The sequence below is a fragment of the Cryobacterium cheniae genome (genome assembly GCF_004403395.1).
Taxonomy (GTDB): domain Bacteria; phylum Actinomycetota; class Actinomycetes; order Actinomycetales; family Microbacteriaceae; genus Cryobacterium; species Cryobacterium cheniae.
This window is the reverse complement of sequence record NZ_SOGN01000026.1, coordinates 94,308-119,641: the sequence shown is the minus strand read 5'-3', so window position 1 is coordinate 119,641 and position 25,334 is coordinate 94,308. Positions and strand designations below refer to the sequence as shown.

At 66.7% G+C, this 25,334-nt stretch carries 29 protein-coding genes; 3 read left to right on the top strand and 26 right to left on the bottom strand.

Annotation, left to right across the window (positions count from 1 at the left end; translation table 11 throughout):
• Positions 1 to 4 precede the first annotated feature (4 nt).
• From tsaE to glmS, 4 genes are read right to left on the bottom strand one after another with little or no spacing between them, the layout of a single operon-like run.
• The gene (gene tsaE, locus E3T23_RS04980) at positions 5 to 529 is read right to left on the bottom strand and encodes a tRNA (adenosine(37)-N6)-threonylcarbamoyltransferase complex ATPase subunit type 1 TsaE (protein ID WP_134369285.1); all 525 of its coding nucleotides are present in this window, start codon (positions 527 to 529) and stop codon (positions 5 to 7) included.
• Positions 529 to 1,674, bottom strand: coding sequence for an alanine racemase (gene alr, locus E3T23_RS04975; protein ID WP_134369284.1), 1,146 nt, complete (start codon positions 1,672 to 1,674; stop codon positions 529 to 531). The genes tsaE and alr overlap by 1 nt, the downstream gene beginning before the upstream one ends.
• A complete protein-coding gene (locus E3T23_RS04970; protein ID WP_134369283.1) occupies positions 1,671 to 2,027 on the bottom strand; it encodes a holo-ACP synthase in 357 nt (118 codons plus the stop codon). The genes alr and E3T23_RS04970 overlap by 4 nt, the downstream gene beginning before the upstream one ends.
• A 58-nt stretch (positions 2,028 to 2,085) precedes the next feature.
• Positions 2,086 to 3,936 carry a glutamine--fructose-6-phosphate transaminase (isomerizing) gene (glmS, locus tag E3T23_RS04965; RefSeq protein ID WP_134369282.1) on the bottom strand — a complete coding sequence of 617 codons (1,851 nt, stop codon included), beginning with the start codon at positions 3,934 to 3,936 and terminating at the stop codon, positions 2,086 to 2,088.
• A gap of 33 nt (positions 3,937 to 3,969) precedes the next feature.
• On the opposite strand from glmS, the gene coaA reads away from it, so the two are divergent.
• Positions 3,970 to 4,926, top strand: coding sequence for a type I pantothenate kinase (gene coaA / locus E3T23_RS04960; RefSeq protein ID WP_134369281.1), 957 nt, complete (start codon positions 3,970 to 3,972; stop codon positions 4,924 to 4,926).
• 62 nt (positions 4,927 to 4,988) lie between these two features.
• Here the strand turns inward: coaA and glmM are convergent, their stop codons facing one another.
• The 4 genes from glmM to E3T23_RS04940 form a co-directional block, all read right to left on the bottom strand.
• Complete coding sequence (gene glmM / locus E3T23_RS04955; RefSeq protein WP_134369280.1) at positions 4,989 to 6,350, bottom strand: phosphoglucosamine mutase; 1,362 nt, start codon at positions 6,348 to 6,350, stop codon at positions 4,989 to 4,991.
• Positions 6,351 to 6,371: 21 nt separating this feature from the next.
• Positions 6,372 to 6,857: a 30S ribosomal protein S9 gene (gene rpsI, locus E3T23_RS04950; RefSeq protein ID WP_134369279.1), complete on the bottom strand. Its 486-nt coding sequence runs from the start codon at positions 6,855 to 6,857 to the stop codon at positions 6,372 to 6,374.
• Positions 6,858 to 6,906: 49 nt separating this feature from the next.
• Positions 6,907 to 7,353 (bottom strand): 50S ribosomal protein L13, encoded by a 447-nt coding sequence (gene rplM / locus E3T23_RS04945; protein WP_104100940.1) that lies wholly within the window; start codon positions 7,351 to 7,353, stop codon positions 6,907 to 6,909.
• Between the two features lie 170 nt (positions 7,354 to 7,523).
• The gene (locus E3T23_RS04940) at positions 7,524 to 8,357 is read right to left on the bottom strand and encodes a tRNA pseudouridine synthase A (protein ID WP_134369326.1); all 834 of its coding nucleotides are present in this window, start codon (positions 8,355 to 8,357) and stop codon (positions 7,524 to 7,526) included.
• A 209-nt stretch (positions 8,358 to 8,566) separates the two neighbouring features.
• Between E3T23_RS04940 and E3T23_RS04935 the strand changes: the two genes are divergently transcribed.
• Complete coding sequence (locus tag E3T23_RS04935) at positions 8,567 to 10,471, top strand: acyltransferase family protein (protein WP_134369278.1); 1,905 nt, start codon at positions 8,567 to 8,569, stop codon at positions 10,469 to 10,471.
• 46 nt (positions 10,472 to 10,517) lie between these two features.
• Here the strand turns inward: E3T23_RS04935 and E3T23_RS04930 are convergent, their stop codons facing one another.
• From E3T23_RS04930 to E3T23_RS04885, 10 genes are all read right to left on the bottom strand, one after another.
• Complete coding sequence (locus tag E3T23_RS04930; RefSeq protein ID WP_134369277.1) at positions 10,518 to 11,573, bottom strand: GNAT family N-acetyltransferase; 1,056 nt, start codon at positions 11,571 to 11,573, stop codon at positions 10,518 to 10,520.
• 131 nt (positions 11,574 to 11,704) lie between these two features.
• Positions 11,705 to 12,205, bottom strand: coding sequence for a 50S ribosomal protein L17 (gene rplQ / locus E3T23_RS04925; protein WP_134369276.1), 501 nt, complete (start codon positions 12,203 to 12,205; stop codon positions 11,705 to 11,707).
• 46 nt (positions 12,206 to 12,251) lie between these two features.
• On the bottom strand, positions 12,252 to 13,241 hold the full coding sequence (locus E3T23_RS04920) for a DNA-directed RNA polymerase subunit alpha (RefSeq protein ID WP_110128294.1): 990 nt from the start codon (positions 13,239 to 13,241) through the stop codon (positions 12,252 to 12,254).
• 185 nt (positions 13,242 to 13,426) lie between these two features.
• Positions 13,427 to 13,825, bottom strand: a complete 399-nt coding sequence (rpsK, locus tag E3T23_RS04915) for a 30S ribosomal protein S11 (RefSeq protein WP_055821293.1) — start codon at positions 13,823 to 13,825, stop codon at positions 13,427 to 13,429.
• Positions 13,826 to 13,870: 45 nt separating this feature from the next.
• Positions 13,871 to 14,245 carry a 30S ribosomal protein S13 gene (gene rpsM / locus E3T23_RS04910; RefSeq protein WP_104100946.1) on the bottom strand — a complete coding sequence of 125 codons (375 nt, stop codon included), beginning with the start codon at positions 14,243 to 14,245 and terminating at the stop codon, positions 13,871 to 13,873.
• A 151-nt stretch (positions 14,246 to 14,396) separates the two neighbouring features.
• Complete coding sequence (gene rpmJ, locus E3T23_RS04905) at positions 14,397 to 14,510, bottom strand: 50S ribosomal protein L36 (protein WP_035834639.1); 114 nt, start codon at positions 14,508 to 14,510, stop codon at positions 14,397 to 14,399.
• Between the two features lie 66 nt (positions 14,511 to 14,576).
• Positions 14,577 to 14,798, bottom strand: a complete 222-nt coding sequence (gene infA, locus E3T23_RS04900) for a translation initiation factor IF-1 (RefSeq protein ID WP_022883252.1) — start codon at positions 14,796 to 14,798, stop codon at positions 14,577 to 14,579.
• Positions 14,799 to 14,953: 155 nt separating this feature from the next.
• Positions 14,954 to 16,105, bottom strand: coding sequence for a mannitol-1-phosphate 5-dehydrogenase (locus E3T23_RS04895; protein ID WP_134369275.1), 1,152 nt, complete (start codon positions 16,103 to 16,105; stop codon positions 14,954 to 14,956).
• A complete protein-coding gene (locus E3T23_RS04890; RefSeq protein ID WP_134369274.1) occupies positions 16,102 to 16,542 on the bottom strand; it encodes a PTS mannitol transporter subunit IIA in 441 nt (146 codons plus the stop codon). The genes E3T23_RS04895 and E3T23_RS04890 overlap by 4 nt, the downstream gene beginning before the upstream one ends.
• The gene (locus E3T23_RS04885) at positions 16,539 to 18,014 is read right to left on the bottom strand and encodes a PTS mannitol transporter subunit IIBC (RefSeq protein ID WP_134369273.1); all 1,476 of its coding nucleotides are present in this window, start codon (positions 18,012 to 18,014) and stop codon (positions 16,539 to 16,541) included. Before E3T23_RS04885 ends, E3T23_RS04890 begins: the two co-directional genes overlap by 4 nt.
• A 181-nt stretch (positions 18,015 to 18,195) precedes the next feature.
• Between E3T23_RS04885 and E3T23_RS04880 the strand changes: the two genes are divergently transcribed.
• Positions 18,196 to 20,118, top strand: coding sequence for a BglG family transcription antiterminator (locus tag E3T23_RS04880; protein WP_241977601.1), 1,923 nt, complete (start codon positions 18,196 to 18,198; stop codon positions 20,116 to 20,118).
• A 12-nt stretch (positions 20,119 to 20,130) separates the two neighbouring features.
• Here E3T23_RS04880 and E3T23_RS04875 read toward each other — a convergent pair whose 3' ends face one another.
• The 8 genes from E3T23_RS04875 to rplR all read right to left on the bottom strand — a co-directional run bounded on the left by E3T23_RS04875 (position 20,131) and on the right by rplR (position 25,334).
• Entirely contained in the window at positions 20,131 to 20,460 is a 330-nt protein-coding gene (locus E3T23_RS04875) for a PTS sugar transporter subunit IIB (protein WP_134369272.1), read from the bottom strand.
• 122 nt (positions 20,461 to 20,582) lie between these two features.
• The gene (gene map, locus E3T23_RS04870; RefSeq protein WP_134369271.1) at positions 20,583 to 21,413 is read right to left on the bottom strand and encodes a type I methionyl aminopeptidase; all 831 of its coding nucleotides are present in this window, start codon (positions 21,411 to 21,413) and stop codon (positions 20,583 to 20,585) included.
• A 56-nt stretch (positions 21,414 to 21,469) separates the two neighbouring features.
• Entirely contained in the window at positions 21,470 to 22,099 is a 630-nt protein-coding gene (locus tag E3T23_RS04865; protein ID WP_174843839.1) for an adenylate kinase, read from the bottom strand.
• Complete coding sequence (secY, locus tag E3T23_RS04860) at positions 22,096 to 23,418, bottom strand: preprotein translocase subunit SecY (RefSeq protein WP_134369323.1); 1,323 nt, start codon at positions 23,416 to 23,418, stop codon at positions 22,096 to 22,098. Before secY ends, E3T23_RS04865 begins: the two co-directional genes overlap by 4 nt.
• A 98-nt stretch (positions 23,419 to 23,516) precedes the next feature.
• Positions 23,517 to 24,074: a 50S ribosomal protein L15 gene (gene rplO, locus E3T23_RS04855; RefSeq protein ID WP_134369270.1), complete on the bottom strand. Its 558-nt coding sequence runs from the start codon at positions 24,072 to 24,074 to the stop codon at positions 23,517 to 23,519.
• Complete coding sequence (rpmD, locus tag E3T23_RS04850; RefSeq protein WP_174235710.1) at positions 24,074 to 24,256, bottom strand: 50S ribosomal protein L30; 183 nt, start codon at positions 24,254 to 24,256, stop codon at positions 24,074 to 24,076. The genes rplO and rpmD overlap by 1 nt, the downstream gene beginning before the upstream one ends.
• Positions 24,256 to 24,966 carry a 30S ribosomal protein S5 gene (gene rpsE / locus E3T23_RS04845; protein WP_369827970.1) on the bottom strand — a complete coding sequence of 237 codons (711 nt, stop codon included), beginning with the start codon at positions 24,964 to 24,966 and terminating at the stop codon, positions 24,256 to 24,258. Before rpsE ends, rpmD begins: the two co-directional genes overlap by 1 nt.
• Entirely contained in the window at positions 24,963 to 25,334 is a 372-nt protein-coding gene (gene rplR / locus E3T23_RS04840) for a 50S ribosomal protein L18 (protein WP_104171761.1), read from the bottom strand. Before rplR ends, rpsE begins: the two co-directional genes overlap by 4 nt.

Below are 25,334 nucleotides of genomic sequence, written 5' to 3'. Positions count from 1 at the left end.
CAGCCTATTCGCTGAATTCGCCCGAGTCAGCCCAGCGGGGGCCGTGCGGGGTGACCGTGACCGTGCGCGGCTCGTCGAGGTCGAACACCTCGGTCGCGTCGAGCACCTCGGTCGGGTCGGCGGTGACGGATGCTGCCGCCTGCGAGGCCCCGACCGGCCGTTCGATCTCGATGTCGAGCCAGGAGTCGGCGATACCGTCGAGCATCCCGCGGCCCCACTCGACCACGACGATCGACCGGGCGAAATCGATGTCGAGGTCGTCCAGCTCGAGGGCGCTCCCGAGACGGTAGGCGTCGACGTGCACGAGCGGGGGCCCGCCGACCGTGCTCGGGTGGGTGCGGGCGAGCACGAAGGTGGGGCTCGTGACAGAGCCGCGCACCTGCAGCCCCTCCCCCAGGCCGCGGGTGAAGGTCGTCTTCCCGGCGCCGAGCGGCCCGGTCAGCACGATCAGGTCGCCGGCCCGCAGCAGGCCCGCGACCGTGCGGCCGAACTCGTGCATTGCTGCGGCGTCGGGGATGACGGTGCGCATCAGATTGGACCCCCGCCGGCCTCGTCGCCGACCCCGCCTCGGTAGCTGCGGGGAACCCGGCGGCCGATCCGGGTCACGATCTCGTAGTTGATGGTGCCGGCCGCGTCGGCCCAGTCGGTGGCGCTCGGCACCCCCGTCTCCGGGTTGCCGAACAGCACGACGTCGTCGCCGACCGCCACGCTCTGCTGGCCGACGCTCACGACGAACTGGTCCATGGCGATGCGCCCGACCAGCGGATGCGGGTGCCCATCGATGTCGACCCGCGCGGTTCCCGTGGCCGAGCGCGGCACGCCGTCCGCGTAGCCGAGCGGCACGAGGGCGAGGCAGCCGTCGACGGGCGCCCGCCAGAGGTAGTCGTAGGAAACCCCGGCACCGGCGGCCACGCGGCGCACCGCGGCGACGCGCCCCCGCAACGTCATCGCCGGGGTGAGGCCCAGCTCGTGCGAGGTCTGGTCGGCGAACGGCGACAGCCCGTAGATGCCGATGCCCACCCGCACCATGGTGAAGCGGGCGGCCGGCGTGCGGAGCGCCGCAGCGGTGGACGCCAGGTGGATCAGCGGCGGGGTCAGCCCGGCGGTGCCGGCGAGGGCCACACCGCGTTCGAAGCTCTCGATCGCCTCGGCGTCGTCGACGGGGGACGCGTTCGACAGGTGGCTGAAAATCCCGGTCACCCTCAGGCGGCCGGCCCGCTCGAGCCGGGCCGCCAGAGCGAACGTCTCGGCCCAGTCCGGTTCGTCCACGCCGTTGCGGTTGAGCCCGGTCTCCAACTTGAGGTGTACGTCCGCCACGCGGCCGAGAGCGGCGGCGGCGCCTGCGACCTGGTGCAGCTGCCGCGCCGACGAGAGCCCGAGGCTGATGTTCCGCGCGAGGGCGGCGGCGAAATCGGCATCCGGATCATGCAGCCAGGCCAGGACGGGCGCGTCGATGCCGGCGTCCCGCAGTTCGAGTGCCTCGTCGATGTCGGCCACCCCGAGCCAGTCGGCGCCGGCGGCGAGCGCGGTGCGGGCGACCGGCACGGCCCCGTGCCCGTAGGCGTTCGCCTTGACGACGGCCATCAGGTGGGGGGTGCCGGCCACCTGCCGCAGGTGCCCAACGTTGGCGTAGACCGCGCCCAGGTCGACGACGGCTTCCCGGTAACCGGTCATGCGGTGCCCTCCGTGACGACGAACGCGCAGGCCACGCCGGCGTCGTGGGTCATGGTCAGGTGCACCGTGTCGATGCCGCGGGCCGTCACGGCCGCCGCGGTGGCTCCGGCCAGCACGAAGCCGGGGTTGCCGTGGGCGTCGGTGACGACGTCCATCTCCTGCCAACTGGTGCCGGCACTGTCGCCGAGCGCCTTGATCAGGGCCTCCTTGGCCGCGAAGCGCGCGGCCAGGGAGTGCACCGGCAGCCCACGCTCCGCCTCCGTGAAGAGCCGGGGAATGAGCCCCGGCGTGCGCAGGACCTGCCGTTCGAAGCGGGCGAGGTCGACGATGTCGACCCCGATGCCCCGGATCATCCGGTCACCCTGTGCACCCTGTGCTGCATCCTCCGGCTACTTCGACTCGCGGCTCGAGCTACTCGACCGTGACGGACTTCGCCAGGTTGCGGGGCTGGTCGACGTCGAGTCCCTTCACCGTGGCGAGTTCCATGGCGAAGATCTGCAGGGGAACGACCGCCAGGAGCGGTTCGAACAGCGGCGCCGCCAGCGGGATGCGGATGACGGTGTCCGCGAACGGCAGCACCGCGACATCCCCCTCTTCGGCGATCGCGATGATGCGGGCGCCGCGGGCCCGGATCTCCTGGATGTTGGAGACCACCTTGGGGTGCAGGTGCGCGGAGCCGCGCGGGCTCGGCACAACGACGAAGACCGGCTGGCCGGGCTCGATCAGCGCGATCGGGCCGTGCTTGAGCTCGCCGGCGGCGAAACCCTCCGCGTGGATGTAGGCGAGCTCCTTGAGCTTGAGCGCGCCCTCGAGCGCGATCGGGAAGCCCACGTGGCGGCCGAGGAACAGCACGGCGCGGGTGTCGGCCATCCAGGTGGCCAGCTCGTGCACGGTCGATTCCTGCAGCAGTGTGGTCGCCAGCTTGTCCGGGATGGCCTGGAGTTCGGCGATCTGCACGGCGCACTCCGCCTCGCTGAGGCTGCCGCGCACCCGGGCGAGGTGCAGGCCGAACAGGTACAGGGCGGCGATCTGGGCGGTGAAGCCCTTCGTCGACGCCACGGCGACCTCGGGGCCGGCGTGGGTGTAGATGACGGCGTCCGACTCGCGGGGAATGGTGGCACCCTGGGTGTTGCAGATCGAGATGGCCTTCGCACCCGATTCCCGGGCGAACTTGACCGCCATGAGCGTGTCCATGGTCTCGCCGGACTGGCTGATCGAGATGACCAGGGTCTCGGCGTTCAGCACCGGGTCGCGGTAACGGAACTCGTGGCTGAGTTCGATGTCGACCGGAACCCGGGTCCACTTCTCGATGGCGTACTTGGCGACGTAGCCGGCGTTGGCGGCGGTGCCGCAGGCGACGACCACGATGCGACGGATGCCGGCGAGTACGTCGTCTCCGAATTCGGTCAGCTCGGGAACGACGGCCTGGCCCTCGTGGATGCGGCCGCGCAGGGTGTTGCGCACGGCATCCGGCTGCTCGGAGACTTCCTTGGCCATGAAGCTGGACCAGCCGCCCTTCTCGGACGCCGACGCGTCCCAGGCGATGTCGAACTCTTCCACCTCGACGGCGTTGCCGGCGAAGTCGGTGACGGTCACGAGGTCGGGCGTGATGGTGACGATCTGGTCCTGGCCGATGGCCACCGCCCGGCGGGTGTACTCGACGAACGCCGCGACGTCGGAGCCGAGGAAGTTCTCGCCGTCGCCCAGGCCGATCACGAGCGGGGAGTTGCGGCGGGCGCCGACGACGATGCCGGGCTGGTCCTGGTGCACGGCAAGCAGGGTGAAGGCGCCGTCGAGGCGGGACACGACGGCGCGGAACGCGTCGCCCAGGTCGCCGACGCGCTGGTACTCACGACCGAGCAGGATGGCCGCGACCTCGGTGTCGGTCTCGCTCTCGAAGGTGAAACCCTCGGCGAGGAGTTCGTCCTTGAGCACGGAGAAGTTCTCGATGATGCCGTTGTGGATCAGGGCGAGCTTGCCGTTGTCACCCAGGTGCGGGTGAGCGTTCAGGTCGTTCGGTGCCCCGTGGGTCGCCCACCGGGTGTGCCCGATCCCGGTGTTCCCGTTGTTGATCGGGTTCGCCTTGAGTTCGGCGGCCAGAACGGCCAGTTTGCCCGCTCGCTTGGCGGTGTTGAGGGTGCCCTCGCCGTCGATGACGGCGATCCCCGCGGAGTCATACCCCCGGTATTCAAGCCGCCGCAGCCCTCCCATCAGGACCTGGACGCTCTTGTTGTCTCCTACGTATCCCACGATTCCACACATGGTTCCGATTTTAGTCCGAGTAAGCTCGGTGAAATGTCCGATCCGGTTGCGAGTCCCTGGAACAACGACCACAGCACTCCCTTCGTCGAATTGGACCGGGCAGACTGGGCCGCCCTCGCGCCGACCACCCGGCTTCCGCTGCGGGAGACGGAGATCGTGCAGCTGCGGGGGCTGGGAGAGCCGCTGGACCTCAATGAGGTCACGGATGTCTACCTGCCGCTGAGCCGCCTGCTCAACCTGTACGCCGCCGGTGCACGGCAGCTGCACCGTGCCACGAGCGACTTCCTCGGGGAGCGCGCCCAGCGCACGCCGTTCGTGATCGGGGTCGCCGGGTCTGTCGCGGTGGGCAAGTCCACCATCGCCCGTCTGCTGCGAGAGCTGCTGGCCCGCTGGGAAGACACGCCGCGGGTGGAGCTGGTGACCACCGACGGCTTCCTGCTGCCCAACGCGGAACTCTCCCGCCGGGGACTGATGGACCGGAAGGGGTTCCCCGAGTCCTACGACCGGCGTGCCCTGCTGCGCTTCGTGGCCGCGGTCAAGAGCGGCGCCGCCGAGGTGCGGTCGCCGTTCTATTCACACCTCAGCTACGACATTGTTCCGGATGCGCAGATCGTGGTGCGGCAGCCGGACATCCTGATCGTCGAGGGCCTCAACGTGCTGCAGCCGCCCGGGCCGGGCCACGGGCTTGCCGTCAGCGACCTGTTCGACTTCACCGTGTACGTGGACGCCCGTACGCAGGACATCGCCCGCTGGTATGAGGAGCGCTTCCTCAAACTGCAGCGCGGTGCGTTCAGCAACCCGAAGTCGTATTTCCACCGGTATGCGAGCATGACCGAGGCCGAGGCACGGAGCCGGGCCCGGGATATCTGGACCGAGATCAACGAACCCAACCTGTTGCGGAACATCCGGCCGACCCGCTCCCGGGCGACCCTCGTGCTGCGGAAGGACCCGAACCACGCCGTGTCCAAGGTGCTGCTGCGCAAGGTGTGACCGGGAACGGGCACACGCGACGGCCTCGGCGCGGGGCGGGGCGCCGTCGGGCTCGGAAGGGCCTAGAGAGCGAGCTGCAGGCGGACGGTGTCGGCCAGCTGGTTCGCGAGCCGGTCGGCGGTGCCCTGGTCGGCCGCTTCGACCATGACGCGCACCATGGGCTCGGTGCCCGACGGGCGCAGCAGCACCCGGCCGGTGTCACCGAGTTCGGCCTCGGCTGCCCGGACGGCCTCCGCGATGATCTCGTTCGAGTTCAGCCCGTGATGGTTGACGCCGCGCACATTGACCAGGATCTGCGGGAAGACCGTCATCACCGAGGCGAGCTCGGCGAGGGTCTTGCCGGTGCGGGCCATCTCGGCGACCAGGTGCAGCCCGGTCAGGATGCCGTCACCGGTCGTGGCGAACTTGGTCATGATCACATGGCCCGATTGTTCGCCGCCGAGGGACAGCCCGTCGATGTTGAGCGCTTCGAGTACGTAGCGGTCGCCGACCTTGGTCTCGATCATGCGGATGTCGTGGGCCGCCATGGCTTTGCGCAAGCCGAGGTTGCTCATCACCGTGGCCACGAGGGTGCGGTCTTTCAGCACGCCGCGTTCGGCCATCGAGACGGCGAGGATCGCCATGATCTGGTCGCCGTCGACGATGTTGCCGTCGCGGTCGACGGCCAGGCACCGGTCCGCGTCGCCGTCGTGGGCGATGCCGACGTCGGCGCCGGCTGCGATCACGGCTCGGGCCAGGTTGTCGAGGTGGGTGGAGCCCACGCCGTCGTTGATGTTGTTGCCGTCCGGGTCGGCGCCGATGACCGTGAGCGTGGCTCCGGCATCCGTGAAGACCTGCGGCGAGACGCCGGCGGCGGCGCCGTGTGCGCAGTCGAGCACGACGTGGATGCCGTCGAGGCGGTGCGGCAGCGTGCCGAGGAGGTGCACGACATAACGGTCTTCGGCATCCGCGAAGCGGCTGATGCGACCGACGTCGCCGCCGATCGGCGTGAGCTTGCCGAACGACAGGTGCTCTTCGATCCGATCCTCGACGTCGTCGGGAAGTTTGGTTCCCCCGAAGGCGAAGAACTTGATGCCGTTGTCGGGGGCGGGATTGTGCGAGGCGGAAATCATCACGCCGAAGTCAGCGCCGATATCGGCGATCAGGAACGCTGCGGCGGGCGTCGGGATGACGCCCGCGTCGAGCACGTCCACGCCGGAACTCGCCAGGCCGGCCGCAACCGCGGCCGAAATGAATTCACCGGAGATTCGGGGATCCCGGGCGAGCACCGCGACGGGCCGACGGCCCTCTGCGCGACGCAACTCCGCGCGGCGGCCCTGAGTCAGGACCGCCGCACTGGCCTGGGCGAGGTCCAGGGCCAGTCCAGCCGTGAGATCACGGTTGGCCAGACCTCGGACGCCGTCCGTGCCAAATAGTCGAGGCATTTTTCTACGGTGCCGATCGACTTAACGCTTGGAGAACTGAGGAGCCTTACGGGCCTTCTTGAGTCCGGCCTTCTTGCGCTCCTTGACGCGAGCGTCACGGTTGAGGAAGCCGTTCTTCTTCAGGATGGCGCGGTTGTTCTCTTCGTCGATCTGGTTCAGCGAACGCGCGATGCCGAGACGCAGGGCGCCGGCCTGGCCGGAGGGGCCACCGCCGGTGATGCGCGCGATGACGTCGTAGCTGCCCATGAGGTCGAGCACCTTGAACGGGTCGTTGATCAGCTGCTGGTGCAGCTTGTTCGGGAAGTAGTCCGAGAACTCGCGGCCGTTGACCGTGATGGTTCCCGAGCCGGGGACGATGCGCACGCGGGCGATGGCCTGCTTGCGACGGCCGACGGCTGCGCCGGGAACGTTGAGAATGGCGCGGGGCGCCTTGGTTTCAGTCTCGGCCGGAGTCTCGGTCGAGTAGCTCTCCGGAGCCTGGTCAATCTGATCTGCGATTTTCGCCACGATGGTGTGAATCCTTTTTTCTTAGAATCGAAAAGTCTGGAGGCCGGCGCTACTGAGCGACCTGGGCGAGGGTGTACGGCTTGGGCTGCTGCGCGGCGTGCGGGTGCTCGGGGCCGGCGTAGACCTTGAGCTTGGCCAGCTGGGCGCGGCCGAGCGTGTTCTTCGGCAGCATGCCGCGGATGGCCTTCTCGACCGCACGGGTCGGGTGCTTTTCGAGCATCTCCGAGTAGTTGGTGGCCGTGAGGCCGCCCGGGTAACCGGAGTGGCGGTATGCCATTTTCAGGTCGAGCTTCTTGCCGGTGAGGGCAATCTTCTCGGCGTTGATGATGATGACGAAATCTCCCATGTCCATGTGGGGAGAGAACGTGGCCTTGTGCTTTCCCCGAAGGAGAATGGCGGCGTGGCTGGCAAGACGACCGAGCACGATGTCTGTGGCGTCGATGACGACCCAGTCGTGCTGGACTTCGCTTGCTTTGGGGGTATAAGTGCGCGTCACTATTGTGCTGCTTTCTTGTTTCGAACGGAGGTGTTCGTGAATCCCGCTCCGGGTGTGTTCCCAGAGGGGGAACACGATCGATGGAGGGCTCACGTTCGTGTGCCTGGCTGCAACGCACAGACACCAAGGAATAATACTAACCCGGTGGGCCCGGCAGCGCAATTCGAGGGCTACTCGACGTCGTCGATGAGCTCCCGGCGAGCGCGGGTCTCCCGGGCCCGCAGGGCCAGCAGCTCGTCGGCCGGGTAGCCGACCTCCAGCAGCGCGAGTCCCTGGGCGGGCATCACCTTGAATTCGCTGGTGCGGGCCCGCTCGATCCGGAGGTCCACCAGGCGGTCCCCGGCCAGGCGGCCCTCCCCCACCGCGACGCAGGCCCCGACCAGCGCGCGCACCATGCTGTGGCAGAAGGCGTCGGCCTGAACGGATGCGACGAGCACGCCATCCGGGTCGCGGCGCCACCGGAACTCCTGCAGGGTGCGGATGGTCGTGGCCCCGGGACGCGGCTTGCAGTAGGTGGCGAAGTCGTGCAGGCCGATGAGCGTCGCGGCCGCCGCGTCCATGGCGTCCACGTCGAGGGCGAAGCCGTGCCAGGTGGTGCGGAACCGCTGCAGCGGATCGTGCCCGACGACGGAGTCGGCGATCCGGTACTCGTAGCGCCGGTAGAGCGCGGAGAACCGGGCGTCGAACCCGGGCGGGGCGAGCACGGAGGATTTGATCACGATTTCGGGCTGGGTGACGAGGATGCCGCTGAGCCGCCGCTGCACCATGACCGCCAGCGGCGTCGGGGGCCGACCCTTGCCACGGGCGATGCGCACGAGGCCGTCGGCCTGGTCGGGGTTGAGGTCGAAGTGGGCGACCTGCCCGGTGGCGTGCACGCCGGCATCCGTTCTCCCGGCCACGGTCAGGACCGGGGTCGGCGGGTGGCTGTGCAGGATGCCCGCCAGCCCGGCCTCGATCTGGCCCTGCACGGTGCGCAGGCCCGGCTGGGTCGCCCAGCCGCTCATGCCGGTGCCGTCGTAGGCGATATCGAGCCTGATCCGGGTGGCGCCCGCTGCTTGGGTCTCGTCGGGCGCCGGGGGAAGAATCACGGAGGTAAGTGTATGTTCCGGGCCGGGTTATCGTAGAACCCGGACTTCCGGTCCTCTCCTGTCATGAATACCTGCAGCCCCCACCCACTGATGCTTGTCCGCACTCCGACGCTTGTCCGCACTCCATGAGCGTCCCCCCGAAACGCCTGGCCGGTCTCGACGGCCTGCGTGGCATCGCGGTGGCTCTGGTCGTCGTGTTCCACTTCTTCCCCGCGGTGCTGCCCGGCGGTTTCATCGGCGTGGACGTCTTCTTCGTGATCAGCGGTTTCCTGATCACGGGCCTGCTCATCACCGAATGGGACGACACCTCGCGGCTCGCGCTCGGCCGGTTCTGGAAGCGGCGGGCGCGGCGCCTGGTGCCGCCGTTGATCCCGCTGGTGTTGGTCCTGTGCACGGCCGCCTGGCTGATCGGCGGCGACGTGCTGGTGGGCCTCGGCTGGCAACTGCTCGGCGCGGTCACCTTTGGCTACAACTGGGTGTCGATCGCCGGGTCGGTGAGTTATTTCAGCGCCACGGCGCCGGAGCTGTTCCGGAACCTGTGGTCGCTGGCGGTGGAGGAACAGTTCTACCTGGTCTGGCCGTTCGCGCTCCTCGGGCTGCTGCGGGTGCGGAACGGCCGGCTGCGCCTCACCCTGGTCGCCGCCCTGGCTCTGGCGTCCGCCGGGTGGATGGGGCTGCTGGTCGAGCCCGCTGACCCCACCCGGGTGTACTACGGCTCGGATACCCACAGCTTCGGGCTCTTCACCGGGGCCGCGCTCGCGTTGCTGCTGCGCCGTTCCGGTTTCTCCCGCGGCCCGGCACCCCGCCTCACCGCCCTGCTCGGCCGCTGGCGGGCGCGGCTGGGTCTGGCCGCCCTCGCCGGGCTGCTGGCGGCGGCGCTCACGCTGCCCGACACCGGCATGGTGACCTACCGGGGCGGCCTGCTGCTGGTGAGCCTGCTCAGCGCGGTCGTGATCTGGGCGGCCGTGCAGGGGCCGCGATTCGGGCCCGCACTGGACACGGGGCCGCTGCGCTACCTCGGCGAGCGCTCCTACGGCATCTACCTGTGGCACTGGCCGGTGCTCGTGCTCGCCCAGGCGGCGTGGCCGGCGGCCGGCGCCTCGCCGACCGGGCCGGCGACCGTGCTGACGAGCAGCGTGGTCGGGGTGCTGGCGGCCGCGCTGACGCTGCTGGCGGCCGGCGTGTCGTACCGCTGGCTCGAACTTCCCGTACGGGCGGTGGGGGTGCGCGGCAGCATCCGTCGCCTCCGTGCTCGCACGATCCATCCGCGCGGCAGGCTCGGCTGGCTCGGCCTGGTGGGCGTCGTCGCGCTGATCCTGGCGGCGGGGACGACCGCGTCCCTGGTCACCGCTCCCACCCAGACGAGCGCCCAGAGCGAGATCGAGCGCGGCCAGGAGGCGGTGAATGCCGCGGAGCGGGAGGCCGCACGCCTGGCGTCCCGGCCGGCCGCCGGCGCCCTCGGACGGCCGTCGTCCGGGGACCTGATCACGGCCGTGGGCGACTCGGTCATGCTGGCCTCGGCGCCCGAGCTGCAAACCGGCTTCCCGGGAATCATGATCGACGCCGCCGTGTCACGCGGTATGGGGGCTGCCCCCGGCATCCTCGCCGCCCTGGCCGATGCCGGCACCCTCCGGCCGGTGGTCGTCGTCGGACTCGGCACCAACGGGCCGATCCGGCCGAGTCAGCTGGCGGTCATCCGCCAGGTCATCGGCCCGGAGCGGGAACTGATCCTGGTCAACGCCTTCGCCGAGCGCGACTGGACGGCCGGAGTCAACGACGACCTGGCCCGGTTCGCGGCCCGCCACCGCAAGGTCGAGCTGGCCGACTGGAACGCCGCGATCGCCGCGCACACGGATGTGCTCGCGGACGACGACATCCACCCCGGTCCGGCCGGCGGGCGGATCTACACGGACAGCATCCGCGCCGCACTGGTACGACTCGCCGCACCGCCGCCGGCGCCGGGCCTCGAGGTGTATCGCCGTCCCGTCCCTGCCGGTTCGACCGGTCCCCGGCCGCCACTGCTGCCCTGACGCGGCCCACGTTCGCCGGGTTACGGGTTACGGGTTACGGGTGAAACTAGAGCTCGACGGTGAAGGCGAGCCGGCGGGTCGTGGGCGTGAACCCCATGCCGAGATACAGGTTCAGCGCACCGGTGGGGCTTTCGGAGTCGACGATCAGGGTGACCCTGGCCAACCCCTCGGTGCGCGCGGCGCGCAGGTGCGCGGCCAGCAGAGCACGCGCGATATGCTTGCCGCGCCATCCGTCGATGACGCCGACGAGGTCGACGTGACTGCCGGTATAGCCCTGGTTCACCCAGTCGTCTTCGGTGACCGTGGCCAGGGTGAAGCCCACCACCTTCTCGGTCCCGTCGGGGCCGGTCCCGAGGGCCAGGTAGGACAGGTCAGGGCGGAATTTGCCGGAGGCCACGAAGAAGTCCCAGGCTTCATCGCTCATCGGCTGGCTGGCCCAGTGGTCCTGGAACGAGGAATCGCGCGCTTCGTGCGCGGCTTGGGAGAGCTCCGCGGTGAACCGGACGACGCGGACGTCGCCCGGAAGGTCGATGTCGGGGATCGGCTGGTCGAGGCGCCGCTCGAGGGACTGGAAGTACCGTGCGCATTCCATGCCCAGACGCCGGAACAGCCGGGCGTTGCGGTACGCGGCCTCGTCGGTGTAGGCGAGGATCCACCGCGGCACGGTGGGCGCTGCGGTGGCCAGCTGTTCCGCGGCTCGGCCCAGTTGCCACGCCAGCAGTTCACGGCCGATGCCGCGCCCACGGTAGTCGGGGTGCACCCCGCCGACCAGGATCGAGCGGGCCCGGAGCTCGCGCAGCGGCGGTGACATCACCATCCCCATCGCCACGAGGGTGCCGTCGGGGGCGAACCCGATCAGGGAGTCCTGCTCCGGGTGAAAGTACGACAGGCCGAAGTCCCGCTCGATGCCCTCCCGCGTCGTCAGGTGGTATGGATGGTCCGCTCTGCCCACCATCCGGGTGAAGTGCCACAGATCGTCGACGTCCGCCAACGTCGCCGGACGCCACCGGACAGCCTCCGGGCGGGCGGAGCCCAGCGTGTCGGTCGGCAGGACCGTGCGCCGCCGCGGTGCGTCAGTCTGGATTCCAGTCCTGCATTCCATGGCGCACACCGTAGCCGGGGCCTTTCGCGGGCGATAGTCCGTTGCCCAGGCACAGAAGAGGGGCCCGACCGAAGTCGGGCCCCTCTCAGTTCAACACAGCGAGTCAGCTGGGCCGAGTACGCACAGTGTGCCTACTTGGATTCCTCAGCCTCGACGACGTCAGCGTCCTGCGCTGCGTCCTCGGCGACGACCTCGGCCGGAGCCTCGGCGACGGGCGCTGCCGCGGCGGGCTTGGAAGCAGCCTTGGCGGAGGAGCGCTTGACCTTCGGGGTGACGGGCTCGAGAACGAGTTCCATCTGCACCATCGAGGCGTTGTCGCCCTTGCGGAAGCCGAGCTTCGTGATGCGGGTGTAGCCGCCCTCACGAAGAGCAACCTGGGGTGCGATCTCCGTGAAGAGCTCGTGCACGACGGTCTTGTCACCGATGGTGGCAAGCACGCGACGACGAGCGTGGAGGTCGCCCTTCTTTGCGAAGGTGATCAGTCGCTCGGCGACCGGACGCAGGCGCTTGGCGCGCGTCTCGGTCGTCTTGATGGACTTGTGGGTGAACAGGGAAGCGGCCAGGTTGGCGAGCATGAGGCGCTCGTGGGCCGGTCCGCCTCCGAGGCGGGCTCCCTTAGTGGGCGTAGGCATTGGTTATCTCCAGTATCAAAGTCGAAAGTCAGTCTGAACGACTGCTTTAGATGGTTTCTTCGTCGTAGCCGCTGTAGAAGTGGGCACCGTCGAATCCGGGCACCGAGTCCTTCAGTGACAGGCCGAGCTCAACGAGCTTGTCCTTGACCTCATCCACCGACTTCTGTCCGAAGTTGCGGATGTTCATCAGCTGGGTCTCCGAGAGGGCGACCAGTTCGCTGACGTTGTTGATGCCCTCGCGCTTGAGGCAGTTGTACGAGCGAACGGACAGATCGAGGTCTTCGATCGGAACCGACAGCTCGGTCGACAGCACGGCGTCAACCGGCGCGGGGCCGATTTCGATGCCTTCGGCGGCGGTGTTCAGCTCGCGGGCCAGACCGAACAGCTCGGTCAGCGTGCGACCGGCCGATGCGATGGCGTCGCGAGGCGAAATCGCCGACTTGGTCTCGACGTCGACGACGAGGCGGTCGAAGTCGGTGCGCTCACCGGCACGGGTGGCCTCGACGCGGTAGGTCACCTTGAGCACGGGCGAGTAGATCGAGTCGACCGGAATCTGGCCGGCCTCGGAGTACTCGTTGCGGTTCTGGGTGGCCGACACGTAGCCGCGGCCGCGCTCGATGGTCAGCTCGAGTTCGAACTTGGCCTTGTCGTTCAGCGTCGCGATGACCAGCTCGGGGTTGTGGACCTCGACCCCGGCCGGAGCCGAGATGTCGGCGGCCGTGACCTGGCCGGCACCCTGCTTGCGCAGGTACGCGGTGATGGGCTCGTCGTGCTCGCTGGAGATGACGAGACCCTTGATGTTCAGGATGATCTCGGTGACGTCTTCCTTGACACCGGGAACGGTGCTGAACTCGTGCAGCACACCGTCGATCCGGATGCTGGTGACAGCGGCTCCGGGGATCGAGGACAGGAGGGTGCGGCGCATCGAGTTGCCGAGGGTGTAACCGAAACCAGGCTCAAGAGGTTCGATGACGAACCTGGATCGGAACTCCGAGATGTTCTCTTCGGTGAGCGTGGGGCGCTGTGCAATAAGCACTGTTGATTCCTTTCGGCTAAGTGTCCGCTATATGACACTTGCGTGGCGAGATTTTTTTAGTTGTGTGTCTCTCGACAAGCCCGACCATCGAGCACATCGTCGAACGAGGAGGGCTTATGCCCCACGACCCGCCAGAACCGGGCCCGTCGTGCGACGGGCCCGGTCGATGGCGGAATGCCGGTTGGTTAGACGCGACGACGCTTGGGCGGACGGCAACCGTTGTGCGCCTGAGGGGTGACGTCGTTGATCGAACCGACCTCGAGGCCGGCGGCCTGGAGCGAACGGATCGCGGTCTCGCGGCCCGATCCGGGTCCCTTGACGAAGACGTCAACCTTCTTCATGCCGTGCTCCTGCGCCTGGCGGGCGGCCGACTCGGCAGCCAGCTGCGCGGCGAACGGGGTCGACTTGCGCGAGCCCTTGAAGCCAACTCCACCTGAAGACGCCCAGCTGATGACCGCACCGGTGGTGTCAGTGATCGAGACGATGGTGTTGTTGAAGGTGCTCTTGATGTGGGCCTGGCCCACTGCGATGTTCTTCTTTTCTTTCTTGCGCGGCTTCCGAACGGCCGACTTTGGTGCTGCCATGAATTTCTCCTGAATCCTAAAGGCTTTGGCGGGCCAGGCCGAGGCCTAGCGCGCCTTCTTCTTGCCGGCTACGGTGCGCTTCGGGCCCTTGCGGGTGCGAGCGTTGGTCTTGGTGCGCTGGCCGCGAACGGGCAGGCCCTTGCGGTGGCGGATGCCCTCGTAGCTGCCGATCTCGACCTTGCGGCGGATGTCAGCGGCAACCTCACGGCGGAGGTCACCCTCAACCTTGAAGGTTCCTTCGATGTAGTCACGGAGGGCGACGAGCTGCTCGTCACTCAGGTCCTTGACTCGGATGTTTCCATCGATTTCAGTGTCGGCGAGGGTCTTGAGGGCCCTCGTGCGGCCAACACCAAAGATGTAAGTCAGTGCAACTTCCACGCGCTTATCGCGAGGAATATCAACGCCGGCTAGACGTGCCATTGTGGCTTCTCCTGTATATGAGTGGAGGTCTGTAACAGTGCCTGTACATCGGCCTCCAACCGATGGTGTCCCCCCGCAGGGTTCCCGGCACTGCTATTTTCTGTGTTCAGTTGCATCTCGACGGGCTCGACGTTGATCGAGCCTGTCGCGATCAGCCCTGACGCTGCTTGTGACGAGGGTTCTCGCAGATGACCATCACGTTGCCGTTACGGCGAATGACCTTGCACTTGTCGCAGATCTTCTTGACGCTGGGCTTGACCTTCATGGTGTGTCCTTGTATTCGCTGTCTTCGTACCCCAGGAACGCCTCGGGCCGTTACTTACAGCACTCTCTACTTGTAGCGGTAAACGATCCGGCCGCGAGTCAGGTCGTACGGGCTCAGCTCAACGATCACGCGGTCCTCGGGGAGGATACGGATGTAGTGCTGACGCATCTTGCCGGAAATGTGGGCAAGAACTTTGTGGCCGTTGGTCAACTCAACACGAAACATCGCGTTGGGAAGAGCTTCGACTACTGCGCCCTCGATTTCGATGACACCGTCTTTTTTGGCCATAACTCACTATCGCTAGGGTATTGATTGCTGGTCGTGCGTGGATTGTGGTGAAATGACACGCCGCATACGCGCGCATCAGACACCAAGGATTTACTCTATGGTACAGAGTTGCCTTTTGGCAATTCTTCCCTATAATCCCTCACGGGATTTTCGACTTAGAGGGCCTTCTGGACCGTGTCGACGACCCGGACCACATCGGCGAACAACGGATGCGCAGAGTCCAGACCGCACACCGAAGCGGTGAACGTTTCGGGGGTCTCGGCGCGAAGCATCTGCTGCAGCAGGGCGCTCTGCTCGTCGTCGGCGACGTCGAACCGGAGTGCGGCCTCGATCGCGGCGAGCAGCGCGGACGGGCGGGTGCCGTGTGCGGCGATCTCGGCGGCGGGGCCGATGAACCGTTCGTTGCGGCTGAGCTTCCGCAGCGGCTGGCGGCCGACGCGCTCCACCGTGTCGGGCAGGGACGGGTTGGCGAACCGCACCAGGATCTTCTCCCGGTAGGCGCGCTGCGCCTCCACGTCCAGGCCGTGCTTGGCCACGAGAAGGGCGGACGTCTCCTCGAGCACCGCCCGGGTGCCGTCCAGGACCGCCGGCACGAGGAGGGCGTCGGAGATCCTGGATACCCCGGCGACGGAGCCGAGGTAGGCGACCGTCGCGTGACCGGTGTTCACCGTGAACAGTTTGCGCTCGATGTACGGCGCGAGGTTCTCGACGAAGGTCGCACCCGGGATGACCGGTACGGCGCCGTTGAAGGCGCCCTGCTCGATGACCCACTCATAGAAGGCCTCGACGGTGACGTCGATGCCGGCGCCCTCGGCCTGGCCGGGGACGATGCGGTCGACCGCGGTGTTGGCGAAGACGACCCGCTGCTCCAGGGCCGCACGTTCCGAGTCCGGCACGTTTGCCAGCACCTGTTCGGCGAGGACATCCGTCGCGTTGATGGCGTTTTCGCACGCCATCACGGCCAGGGGCGGCCGCTCGGGGGCCCTCCGCGCCAGCCCGGCCGCGATGACCGGTGCCACAAAGCGGAGGACGGTGGGGCCGACCGCGGTGGTCACGATGTCGGCCGTCGCGATCTCTTCGATCAGGGCGGCCTCATCCGTGGCGCTGTTGATGGCCCGGAAGGTGTCGACCACGCGGGTGGTCGACACCTCCCCTGCCTCGTGCACGGTGTAGCTGCCGGCGGCCTGCAGAGCGTTGATCAGGGAAGCATTCACATCGGCGAAGACAACCTCGTATCCGGCATCATGAAGCAGGAGGCCGACGAATCCGCGGCCGATGTTCCCCGCGCCGAAGTGAATGGCTTTCATTCTGCGTTGACCTCCTCGAGGAGCGTGAAGATGTCCTCAGCGGTGACGGCGTCCATCAGTTTCTGCACTTCGTCCTCGTCCGAGAAGACAATCGCTATCTTCTGCAGGATTTCGAGGTGCTCGTTGTTGAGCCCGGCGATCCCGACGGCGAAGCGAACCTGCTGGCCGTTCCAATCGATCGGGTCGGCGTACCGCACGAGCGACAGGGCCGACCGGATGATCGACTCCTTGGCGTCGTTGGTCCCGTGCGGAATGGCCAGGAAATTTCCCATGTAAGTCGACACGCTTGCTTCGCGGTCGAACATCGAGTCGACGTAGTCTTCGCGCACGGCGCCCGCAGTCACGAGCAGGGCGCCGGCCTCACGGATTGCGTCGAGCTTGGTGGTGGCCGACCCGGCCGCCACCACGTTGCCCAGTTCCAGAATTCGGTTCGTCATCGCGCTACTCCCTCGGCCGTCTGGCTCTGCAGGAGAGCGACGACCTCCTCGTATTTCGGGCTGTTCATGAAGTTCTCCACCGAGATGTGCACGGAGTTCGGAGACTGAGACTGTGCCCTGGCAGTCAGGTCCTGGTGCGTGATGACCAGGTCGGCCGTGCCGTCGAGGTTCGCGATGGCCTGGTTGGTCACCGTGACGCCCTCTACTCCGGCCTTCTTGATCTTGTTGCGCAGCACCGAAGCACCCATGGCGCTGGAACCCATGCCGGCGTCGCAGGCGAAGATGATCTTCTTCACGGGGCGAGCGGTGGTGGACGAAGCGTCGGTGGCGGCGAGGCCGGCGAGGATGGTGCTGGCCTTGCCCTTGTTGGCCTCGGTCTTGGCGATGGCCTCAGCCATGTCACCGGTATCGCCCGCGGCCAGGTCGCGCTTGCGGCTGGAACGGAGGATGACGGCTGCGATCAGGAACGACACCGTGGCGGCGCCAATCACCGAGAGGATGACGCCGACGTAGCTGCCCGGCGCCGTCTGAATCAGGATGGCGATGATGCTGCCGGGTGAGGCCGGGGCGCGCAGGCCGGTTGCGAAGGCGACGTTGATGGCGACACCGGTCATGCCACCACCGATGACGGCGAGCAGGAGGGCGGGCTTCATCAGCACGTACGGGAAGTAGATCTCGTGGATGCCACCGAAGAAGTGGATGATGATGGCGCCCGGTGCGCTGGCGCGGGCGATGCCGACTCCGAAGAAGGAGAATGCAAGCAGGATGCCGAGGCCGGGACCGGGGTTCGCTTCAAGCAGGAAGAGCACCGACTGGCCGGACTCGGCAACCTGCTGAACTCCGATCGGTGTGAGCACGCCGTGGTTGATGGCGTTGTTGAGGAACAGGATCTTGCCGGGTTCGATGAAGATGCTGGCGATCGGCAGCAGGCTGTTGACGACGAGCCAATCGACGATCATCTCGAGGAAGTTGCTGATCCCGGTCACCAGCGGGGCGATTCCGAAGAACGCACCGAGCGCGAGGATCATGCCGAGGATTCCGGACGCGAAGTTGTCGACCAGCATCTCGAAGCCGGGCTTGATCTTGCCGGCCCAGAGGGTGTCCAGCTTCTTCAGGAGGTACGCGGACCCCGGGCCGACGATCATGGCGCCGATGAACATCGGAATCTCGCTGCCCACGATGACACCCATGGTCGCGATCGAGGCGACGACCGCGCCCCGCGTTCCGTAGACCATGCGGCCACCGGTGTTGGCGATCAGGAGTGGCAGTAAGTACACGATCATCGGGCCGACGAGCGTTTCCAGGGTTGCGTTCGGGGTCCAGCCGGTCGGGATGAAGAATGCCGTGATCAGTCCCCACGCAATGAATGCGGGGATGTTGGGCATGACCATGCCGCTGAGGAACGTTCCGAACCGCTGAACGTGAACACGGGTCCCTCCGCTCTTGGTCTTGTTAGCTGACGACGTCGTCATTGGTCTGCCTTTCTTAGGAGTTGCGATGGGTGTTGCCTCATCACGGTGCGACTGATGCCAGTCTTCTCGAAGGGGACTGGCAGGGCCACCAGAGACTTTTCCGCACCCCCGGAAATGTCGTGGCAGGGTTCCGGACCGTGGGGCCATGGGAGACTGGGTTTTTACAATGGAGTGGCGTGCAATGAGCGACAAACAGACACGGATGCTGGATTTCCTGTCGCAGACGCCGGCCTGGGTTACCGCCGGCGAGCTTGCCGACCTCCTGGGCGTCACGCCCCGGACGGTTCGCAGTTACGTCACCAGCCTGAAATTGGCTGCGGTGCCGCTCGAAATCATCGAGTCGGGTCCGGCCGGGTACCGACTCGACCTCGAGGCGTTCGCCCTGTACCGCTCCAGCGCGCGCGCGCAGGCGGACGATGCCGAGACCCCGCGGGATCGCCTGTACGCCCTGGTGCGCCGACTCACGGAGTCCCCCGAGGGGCTCGACGTGTACGCGGTGTCCGCCGAGCTGTTCGTCAGCGACTCCACGATCGACGCCGACCTGACCAAGGTGCGGCAGCTGCTGCCCGATACCGGGCTCACCCTCAGCCGCCACGGCAGCGTCATCACGCTCACCGGTTCCGAGACCGACCGGCGCCGGCTGCTCAGCCGCATGTTCCGCGAGGAGAGTTCGCGCGGTCTGCTCGAACTCGAGGCGATCCAGCGCGAGTTCGCCTCCGAGAGCCTGGGGGCGTTCAAGACCGATCTGATAGCGATGCTCGACTCGCAGGGGTATTTCGTCAACGAGTACGGCACCAACGACGTGCTACTCCACGTTGCCATCGCCATCGACCGGGTCACGAGGCGCACCGCCCCCGTGACGGCCGACACCGCGGAATCCGTCGCCTCCCCCGACGCGATGACCCTCGCCCTCGCCGCACTGATCGTGCGCCACTTCCACGTCGAGCTGGGCACCGGGGATCTGGACTACATCGCGCTCCTGCTCAAGACCCGGGTGATCACCCCCGGACAGGACCAGCCCGCGCAGGTTCTGATCGAGAGCTTCGTCCGCCCGGAGGACCTCGAGGCCGTGCGCCGCATCGTCGGCCAGGCCGGGGACGAGTTCCTGCTGGACCTCGCCGAGGAGAACTTCATCGTGCGACTCACCCTGCACGTGCGCAACCTGATCAACCGAGCCCAGGGCCGGTCCTACTCGCACAACCCGCTCACCAGGTCGATCAAGACGTCTTACCCGATGATCTACGAGGTCGCCGTCTACATCGCCAGCCAACTGCAGCGGCAGGAGCAGATCGTGATCAACGATGATGAGATCGCCTATATCGCGATGCACGTCGGTGCGCATCTGCAACAGCAGTCCCGGCGCGAGGACCTGGTCACGTGCGCCCTGATCTGCCCGAACTACTACGACATGCATGTGCTTCTGCGCGAGAGGATCGAGCGGGTTCTCGGTGACGAGCTCGAAGTGGTGTCGGTGGTCACCCGCAGCGACGTCGATTGGAAGGCCCTCGACGCGAAACTCGTGCTCACCACGATCGAACCGCAGTCGCCCACGGAGGGCGTCATCGTGATTCAACCGTTCCTGACCGAGGCCGACATCGACCGCGTGCGGAAGGCGGCCAGCCGCATCCGTCGTCTCCGCCGTCGCGCCGACCTCAAGGATGAGCTGCTGCAGTTCTTCGACGAGTCGCTGTTCGCGCGCAACTTCCACGCCGACGACGAGACCGCGATGATTCGGGCGCTCGGCGAACGGATGATCGAACACGGCGACATCGACCAGAGCTACATCGACGGCGCGATCGAGCGCGAGCTGATGTCGTCGACGGCGTTCACAGACAACCTGGCGGTGCCGCACTCGATGTCGATGACGGCCTTCCGCACCTCGATCGCCATCGTGATCAATGACACTCCCATGCCATGGGGCGAGAACCGGGTCAACGTGGTCGCGATGATTGCGTTCAGCGCCGCCGGCCGCAAGAGCTTCCAGACCGTTTTCGATCAGTTCGTCGAGGTCTTCTCAGACCGGGCCGATGTTCAGCGGCTGGTCAGGCGTTCGGTCGACTTTGCATCCTTCATCGATGAGCTCGTGCACCTGATGGACCAGTAGGCCACCTGCCGGTTACTTCTTGGTTTCGGCCCAGTCGCGGGTCTTATAGGCGTAGATGGCGGCGTCGAGTGCCTCGTCGCCGTTCTGCGAGGCGAAGACGGTGGCCTCGAGCAGGGCGATGCCGACCCCGGCGTGCACGGCTTGAAGGCGGATCTTCTCGAATCGGGGTGCCAGGTGCGGCCCCACCAGGAGCACGTCGACCGGTCCGAGGGAGGCCGGCAGATCGGACTCGCTCCCCGCGGAGACGTGAACATCCAGACCGCGGGCCTCCGCGGTGTGGCGCACCCGGTGTGCAACGAAGGCGCTGGAGGCTCCAGCACCGCAGACGACGAGAATCTTCATGGAATCGCTCTTTCCCTGAGCCGAGGAGGACGGTTTTGTCCCCTACTCAATCTTCCCGCTTCGGGGCGCTCGAGAAGACCAGATCCCGTCTCCCGAGTGTGGCTGATTCAGAAAGAGTTCGACTAAGCGAGCGGAACGGGCGTGATGCCGAAGGGGGCCAGGGCGGCAGCGCCGCCGTCGGGAGCGGTGAGAACCCAGATCCCGTCCTTGTGCACGGCCACGCTGTGTTCCCAGTGGGCGGCGGCCAGTCCGTCGCTGGTGGCGACGGTCCAGTCGTCCTCGCGCACGTACGTCTCGATGGATCCCATGACGACCATGGGTTCGATCGCGATCACGAGCCCGGGCTTCACGTCCGGGCCCTTCTGGCGCACCCGGTAGTTGAACACGGGCGGCGCCTCGTGCATGGACCGGCCGATTCCGTGACCGACATAGTCGGTGAGGATCCCGTAGTCGCCCTGCGACTCGACGTAGTCCTCGATGGCGTCGCCGACCTCGTTGAGGTGACGCGCCACCGCGAGGCGGGCGATCCCGTGCCACAACGACTGCTCGGTGACGTGCGACAGCTTCTCGCGCTCGGCCACGACCTCGGGGCGGTTCGGGTCGGGAATCACGAAGGAGAAGGCCGCGTCACCGTTCCAGCCATCGATGATGGCCCCACTGTCGATCGACACGATGTCGCCGGCGGCGAGCACGCGTGCCCCGGGGATGCCGTGCACGACATCGTCGTTGACGGACGCGCACACCGTGTGGTGGTAGCCCTGCTCCAGCTTGAAGTTGGGCAGGCCGCCCCGAGCGACGATGGCAGCCTCGGCCGCCGCGTCGAGCTCGAGGGTGGTTGCGCCGACCCGGATGGCCGCGCGGGCCGCATCCAGGGATGCGGCCGTGGCCAGTCCGGGTGCGATCATCAACCGCATCTGCGCCGGCGACTTGTAGATGGATCGTCGAAGGCTCATTGTGAAAATCTCTGCAAACTGCTGAGGCCCTGCACGCCGAGCGCGCACGACCGGGGTTAGGAGGCGCTGGCTGCGTCTCCGCTGGTCACGGGCACGGCGGCGACGGGCACGGTCAGACCGCGGGCGGCCAGGACCTCGAGTATGCGCCCGGTCACCTCGTCGACGGCACCGAGACCGTCGACCGTGACCACGAGGCCGCGGGAGGAGTAGATGTCGATCAGCGGAGCGGTCTGCTCCTCGTAAACGGCGAGCCGGTGCCGGATGACGTCGGCGGTGTCATCCGCACGCCCCTGCTCGGCCGCACGCTTGAGGAGCCGTGCGACGACCTCTTCGGTGTCGGCGACGATCAGCACGACGGCGTCGAGCGCGGTGCCGTCAGCCTCGAGCAGACGGTCCAGTTCCAGAACCTGTTCCTGCGTGCGCGGGTACCCGTCCAGAAGGAATCCCTCGGTGGCGTCGGGCTTCTTCAACCGGTCGGACACGATCGCGTTGGTGAGGGAATCCGGCACGTAGGCGCCGGCATCCATGAACGCCTTGACCTGGAGGCCCAGCTCCGTGTCGTTCTTCACGTTGAAGCGGAAGATGTCCCCGGTCGAAACGGCCGGAACATCGAACGCCTCGGACAGGCGCTCGGCCTGGGTGCCCTTGCCCGCGCCGGGCGGGCCGATTAGCAGCAAACGGGTCATCGGAGGAGCCCTTCGTAGTGACGCTGTTGGAGTTGTGCATCGATCTGCTTGACCGTCTCAAGCCCGACACCGACCACGATCAGGATGCTGGCGCCACCGAACGGGAAGTTCTGGTCGGCTCCGATCGCGGAGAACGCGATCAGCGGCAGCAGGGCGATCAGGCCCAGGTACAGGGCGCCGGGCAGAGTCACCCGGGTCAGAACGAAGTCCAGGTACTCGGCGGTCGGACGACCGGCACGGATGCCCGGGATGAATCCACCGTACTTCTTCATATTGTCGGCGACCTCTTCGGGGTTGAAGGTGATCGCGACATAGAAGTACGTGAATCCGACGATGAGGAGGAAGTACAGCGCCATGTAGAGCGGGTCGTTGCCCTGGGTGAGGTTGTTCGTGACCCAGTTCACCCACGCTGGCGGCGCCTGGCCGGCGGCCGGCTGGTTGAACTGTGCGATCAGGGCCGGCAGGTAGAGCAGCGACGACGCGAAGATGACGGGCACGACGCCGGCCATGTTCACCTTGATCGGGATGTACGTGTTGTTTCCGCCGTAGGTGCGGCGTCCGACCATCCGTTTGGCGTACTGCACCGGGATGCGCCGCTGGGACTGCTCGACGAAGACCACGGCGGCGACCACGACCAGACCGACCGCGATCACGATCATCAGGATGTCGAGGCCCTTCTGCTGGCCGATGGAGGCGAGCGAACCCGGGAACAGTGCCGCGATCGACGTGAAGATCAACAGTGACATGCCGTTGCCGATGCCGCGCTCGGTGATGAGCTCGCCCATCCACATGATCAGGCCGGTACCGGCCGTCATGGTGATGACCATCAGCATGATGGCGTACCAGGCGTCGTTGGTGAGCAGCTGCGAGCACTCGGCGCTGGCCGACGTGCCGTAGAGGGCGCCACTGCGGGCAACGGTGATCAGCGTCGTCGACTGGAGGATCGCGAGGGCGATGGTGAGGTACCGCGTGTACTGGGTGAGCGTGCCCTGACCGGACGCGCCTTCCTTGTGCAGGGTCTCAAAGTGGGGGATGACCACGCGCAGGAGTTGCACGATGATCGAGGCCGTGATGTACGGCATGATGCCGAGCGCGAAGACCGACAGCTGCAGCAGGGCGCCGCCGCTGAACAGGTTGACGAGCTCATAGAGGCCGCTGGTGCCCTGGTTCGCCGCCAGACACGCTTGCACGTTCCCGAAGTCGACGAAGGGGGCAGGGATGAACGAACCCAGTCGGAACAGGGCAACGATGCCCAGACTGAACCCGATTTTCCTGCGCAGGTCGGGTGTGCGGAAGATCCGCGCGATGGCGCTGAACACAATGCCTCCAGTTAATAACGAGAAAAACGAGCCTGTCGAGACCAGCATCGAAAGATTTCGATTGGTGGCCTCGACAAGCTCGCTCAGCGTCTACGGACTTACTTGATTGAGCCACCCGCAGCGACGATCTTCTGCTCTGCTGAGCCGGAGACCTTATCCACTGCAATGTTCAGCTTAACCGCAATGTCACCATTGCCGAGAACCTTGACCTTCTCGTTGTCGCGAACGGCACCCTTGGCGACCAGGTCGGCGATGGTTACATCGCCGCCGTTCGGGTACAGCTCGGCGAGCTTCTCAAGGTTGACGACCTGGTACTCGACGCGGAACGGGTTCTTGAACCCGCGCAGCTTCGGAGTACGCATGTGCAGCGGCATCTGGCCACCCTCGAACCCGATACGCACGTTGTAGCGTGCCTTCGTGCCCTTGGTACCACGGCCGGCGGTCTTACCCTTGGATCCTTCACCACGACCGACGCGCATGCGCGACTTCTTGGCTCCGGGGGCGGGACGAAGGTGGTGGACCTTCAGGACCTGCTCGCGCTTCTCGGTCGGAGCAGCCTTCACTGCGACCTTCGCGGTGGCAGCCTTCTTGGGGGCTGCCTTCTTTGCGGTGGCGGGCTTGGCGGCTGCGGTGGCAGCTTCCTTTTCGTCAGCCATTAGTCAATCTCCTCGACCTTGACGAGGTGAGCAACGGTGTTGACGTAGCCGCGGTTCTGCGAGTTGTCCTCGCGAATCGTGACCGCGCCAATGCGCTTGAGACCCAGGCTGCGAAGCGTGTCGCGCTGGTTCTGCTTCTCACTAATTTTGGACTTGATCTGTGTCACTTTGAGGCGAGCCATCAGGCACCTGCCTTTGCTGCTGCCGCAGCTGCTGCTGCGGCGGCGTCGGCACGCAGGAAGCGTGCCGGAGCGACGTCCTCATACGCGAGGCCACGACGAGCCGCAACCGCACGCGGCTCTTCGAGCTGGTGCAGGGCCTCGACGGTGGCGTGAACGATGTTGATGGTGTTCGACGAACCGAGTGACTTGCTCAGGACATCGTGGATGCCTGCACACTCGAGGACGGCGCGCACCGGGCCACCGGCGATAACGCCGGTACCGGCAGCGGCGGGACGCAGCAGGACAACGCCGGCTGCGGCTTCACCCTGCACGGGGTGCGGGATCGTCAGGCCGACGCGGGGAACGCGGAAGAAGTTCTTCTTCGCTTCCTCGACGCCCTTGGAAATGGCGGTCGGCACCTCGCGGGCCTTGCCGTATCCAACGCCGACGAGGCCGTTTCCGTCACCGACGACGACGAGAGCGGTGAAGCTGAAGCGACGACCACCCTTCACCACCTTGGACACGCGGTTGATTGTGACGACGCGCTCCAGGAACTGGCTCTTGTCGGCATCGCGGCTTCCGCGGTCCTTGTTCGGGTTGCGCTCACGGCCGCCACGACGAGCCTCACGAGGCTCGTTCTGGGCAGGTGCCGTTGAGGCAGCGGTTTCGACGGGTGCCTCTGCGGCCACCACGGTCTCCTTGGTTGCTGTGCTAGCGGTTTCAGTGCTCACAGGTTCAATCCACCCTCTCGAGCTCCATCGGCGATCGCAGCGACGCGTCCTGCGTACTTGCTTCCGCCACGGTCAAATACGACGGCGTCGATGCCGGCGGCCTTCGCACGCTCGGCGACGAGTTCGCCGACCTTGCGGGCCTTGGCGGTCTTGTCACCATCGAAGGTGCGCAGACCGTCTTCGAGCGTGGACGCCGAAGCAAGGGTGAAACCCTTGCTGTCATCGACGACCTGCACGAACACGTGGCGAGCCGAACGGGTCACGACGAGACGCGGACGAAGCGCGGTCCCCTCGATCTTCTTGCGAAGACGTGTGTGCCTGCGTCCGCGGGCAGCAGCCTTGCTCTTACCTCTAGTTCCGAGACCCAT

Excerpts from the sequence above, each read along its gene's own strand:
- glmS (WP_134369282.1), bottom strand. The coding sequence starts at position 3,936 with ATGTGTGGAATCGTGGGATACGTAGGAGACAACAAGAGCGTCCAGGTC.
- E3T23_RS04865 (WP_174843839.1), bottom strand. The coding sequence starts at position 22,099 with ATGACCCGTTTGCTGCTAATCGGCCCGCCCGGCGCGGGCAAGGGCACC.
- rplO (WP_134369270.1), bottom strand. The coding sequence starts at position 24,074 with ATGGCTGACGAAAAGGAAGCTGCCACCGCAGCCGCCAAGCCCGCCACC.
- alr (WP_134369284.1), bottom strand. The coding sequence starts at position 1,674 with ATGACCGGTTACCGGGAAGCCGTCGTCGACCTGGGCGCGGTCTACGCC.
- rpmD (WP_174235710.1), bottom strand. The coding sequence starts at position 24,256 with ATGGCTCGCCTCAAAGTGACACAGATCAAGTCCAAAATTAGTGAGAAG.
- map (WP_134369271.1), bottom strand. The coding sequence starts at position 21,413 with ATGAGCCTTCGACGATCCATCTACAAGTCGCCGGCGCAGATGCGGTTG.
- E3T23_RS04875 (WP_134369272.1), bottom strand. The coding sequence starts at position 20,460 with ATGAAGATTCTCGTCGTCTGCGGTGCTGGAGCCTCCAGCGCCTTCGTT.
- tsaE (WP_134369285.1), bottom strand. The coding sequence starts at position 529 with ATGCGCACCGTCATCCCCGACGCCGCAGCAATGCACGAGTTCGGCCGC.
- rplR (WP_104171761.1), bottom strand. The coding sequence starts at position 25,334 with ATGGGTCTCGGAACTAGAGGTAAGAGCAAGGCTGCTGCCCGCGGACGC.
- E3T23_RS04935 (WP_134369278.1), top strand. The coding sequence starts at position 8,567 with ATGAGCGTCCCCCCGAAACGCCTGGCCGGTCTCGACGGCCTGCGTGGC.
- E3T23_RS04885 (WP_134369273.1), bottom strand. The coding sequence starts at position 18,014 with ATGACGACGTCGTCAGCTAACAAGACCAAGAGCGGAGGGACCCGTGTT.
- E3T23_RS04880 (WP_241977601.1), top strand. The coding sequence starts at position 18,196 with ATGAGCGACAAACAGACACGGATGCTGGATTTCCTGTCGCAGACGCCG.
- coaA (WP_134369281.1), top strand. The coding sequence starts at position 3,970 with ATGTCCGATCCGGTTGCGAGTCCCTGGAACAACGACCACAGCACTCCC.
- glmM (WP_134369280.1), bottom strand. The coding sequence starts at position 6,350 with ATGCCTCGACTATTTGGCACGGACGGCGTCCGAGGTCTGGCCAACCGT.
- E3T23_RS04930 (WP_134369277.1), bottom strand. The coding sequence starts at position 11,573 with ATGGAATGCAGGACTGGAATCCAGACTGACGCACCGCGGCGGCGCACG.
- E3T23_RS04895 (WP_134369275.1), bottom strand. The coding sequence starts at position 16,105 with ATGAAAGCCATTCACTTCGGCGCGGGGAACATCGGCCGCGGATTCGTC.
- rplQ (WP_134369276.1), bottom strand. The coding sequence starts at position 12,205 with ATGCCTACGCCCACTAAGGGAGCCCGCCTCGGAGGCGGACCGGCCCAC.
- rpsM (WP_104100946.1), bottom strand. The coding sequence starts at position 14,245 with ATGGCACGTCTAGCCGGCGTTGATATTCCTCGCGATAAGCGCGTGGAA.
- rpmJ (WP_035834639.1), bottom strand. The coding sequence starts at position 14,510 with ATGAAGGTCAAGCCCAGCGTCAAGAAGATCTGCGACAAGTGCAAGGTC.
- infA (WP_022883252.1), bottom strand. The coding sequence starts at position 14,798 with ATGGCCAAAAAAGACGGTGTCATCGAAATCGAGGGCGCAGTAGTCGAA.
- rpsK (WP_055821293.1), bottom strand. The coding sequence starts at position 13,825 with ATGGCAGCACCAAAGTCGGCCGTTCGGAAGCCGCGCAAGAAAGAAAAG.
- E3T23_RS04940 (WP_134369326.1), bottom strand. The coding sequence starts at position 8,357 with ATGAGCGGCTGGGCGACCCAGCCGGGCCTGCGCACCGTGCAGGGCCAG.
- E3T23_RS04890 (WP_134369274.1), bottom strand. The coding sequence starts at position 16,542 with ATGACGAACCGAATTCTGGAACTGGGCAACGTGGTGGCGGCCGGGTCG.
- E3T23_RS04970 (WP_134369283.1), bottom strand. The coding sequence starts at position 2,027 with ATGATCCGGGGCATCGGGGTCGACATCGTCGACCTCGCCCGCTTCGAA.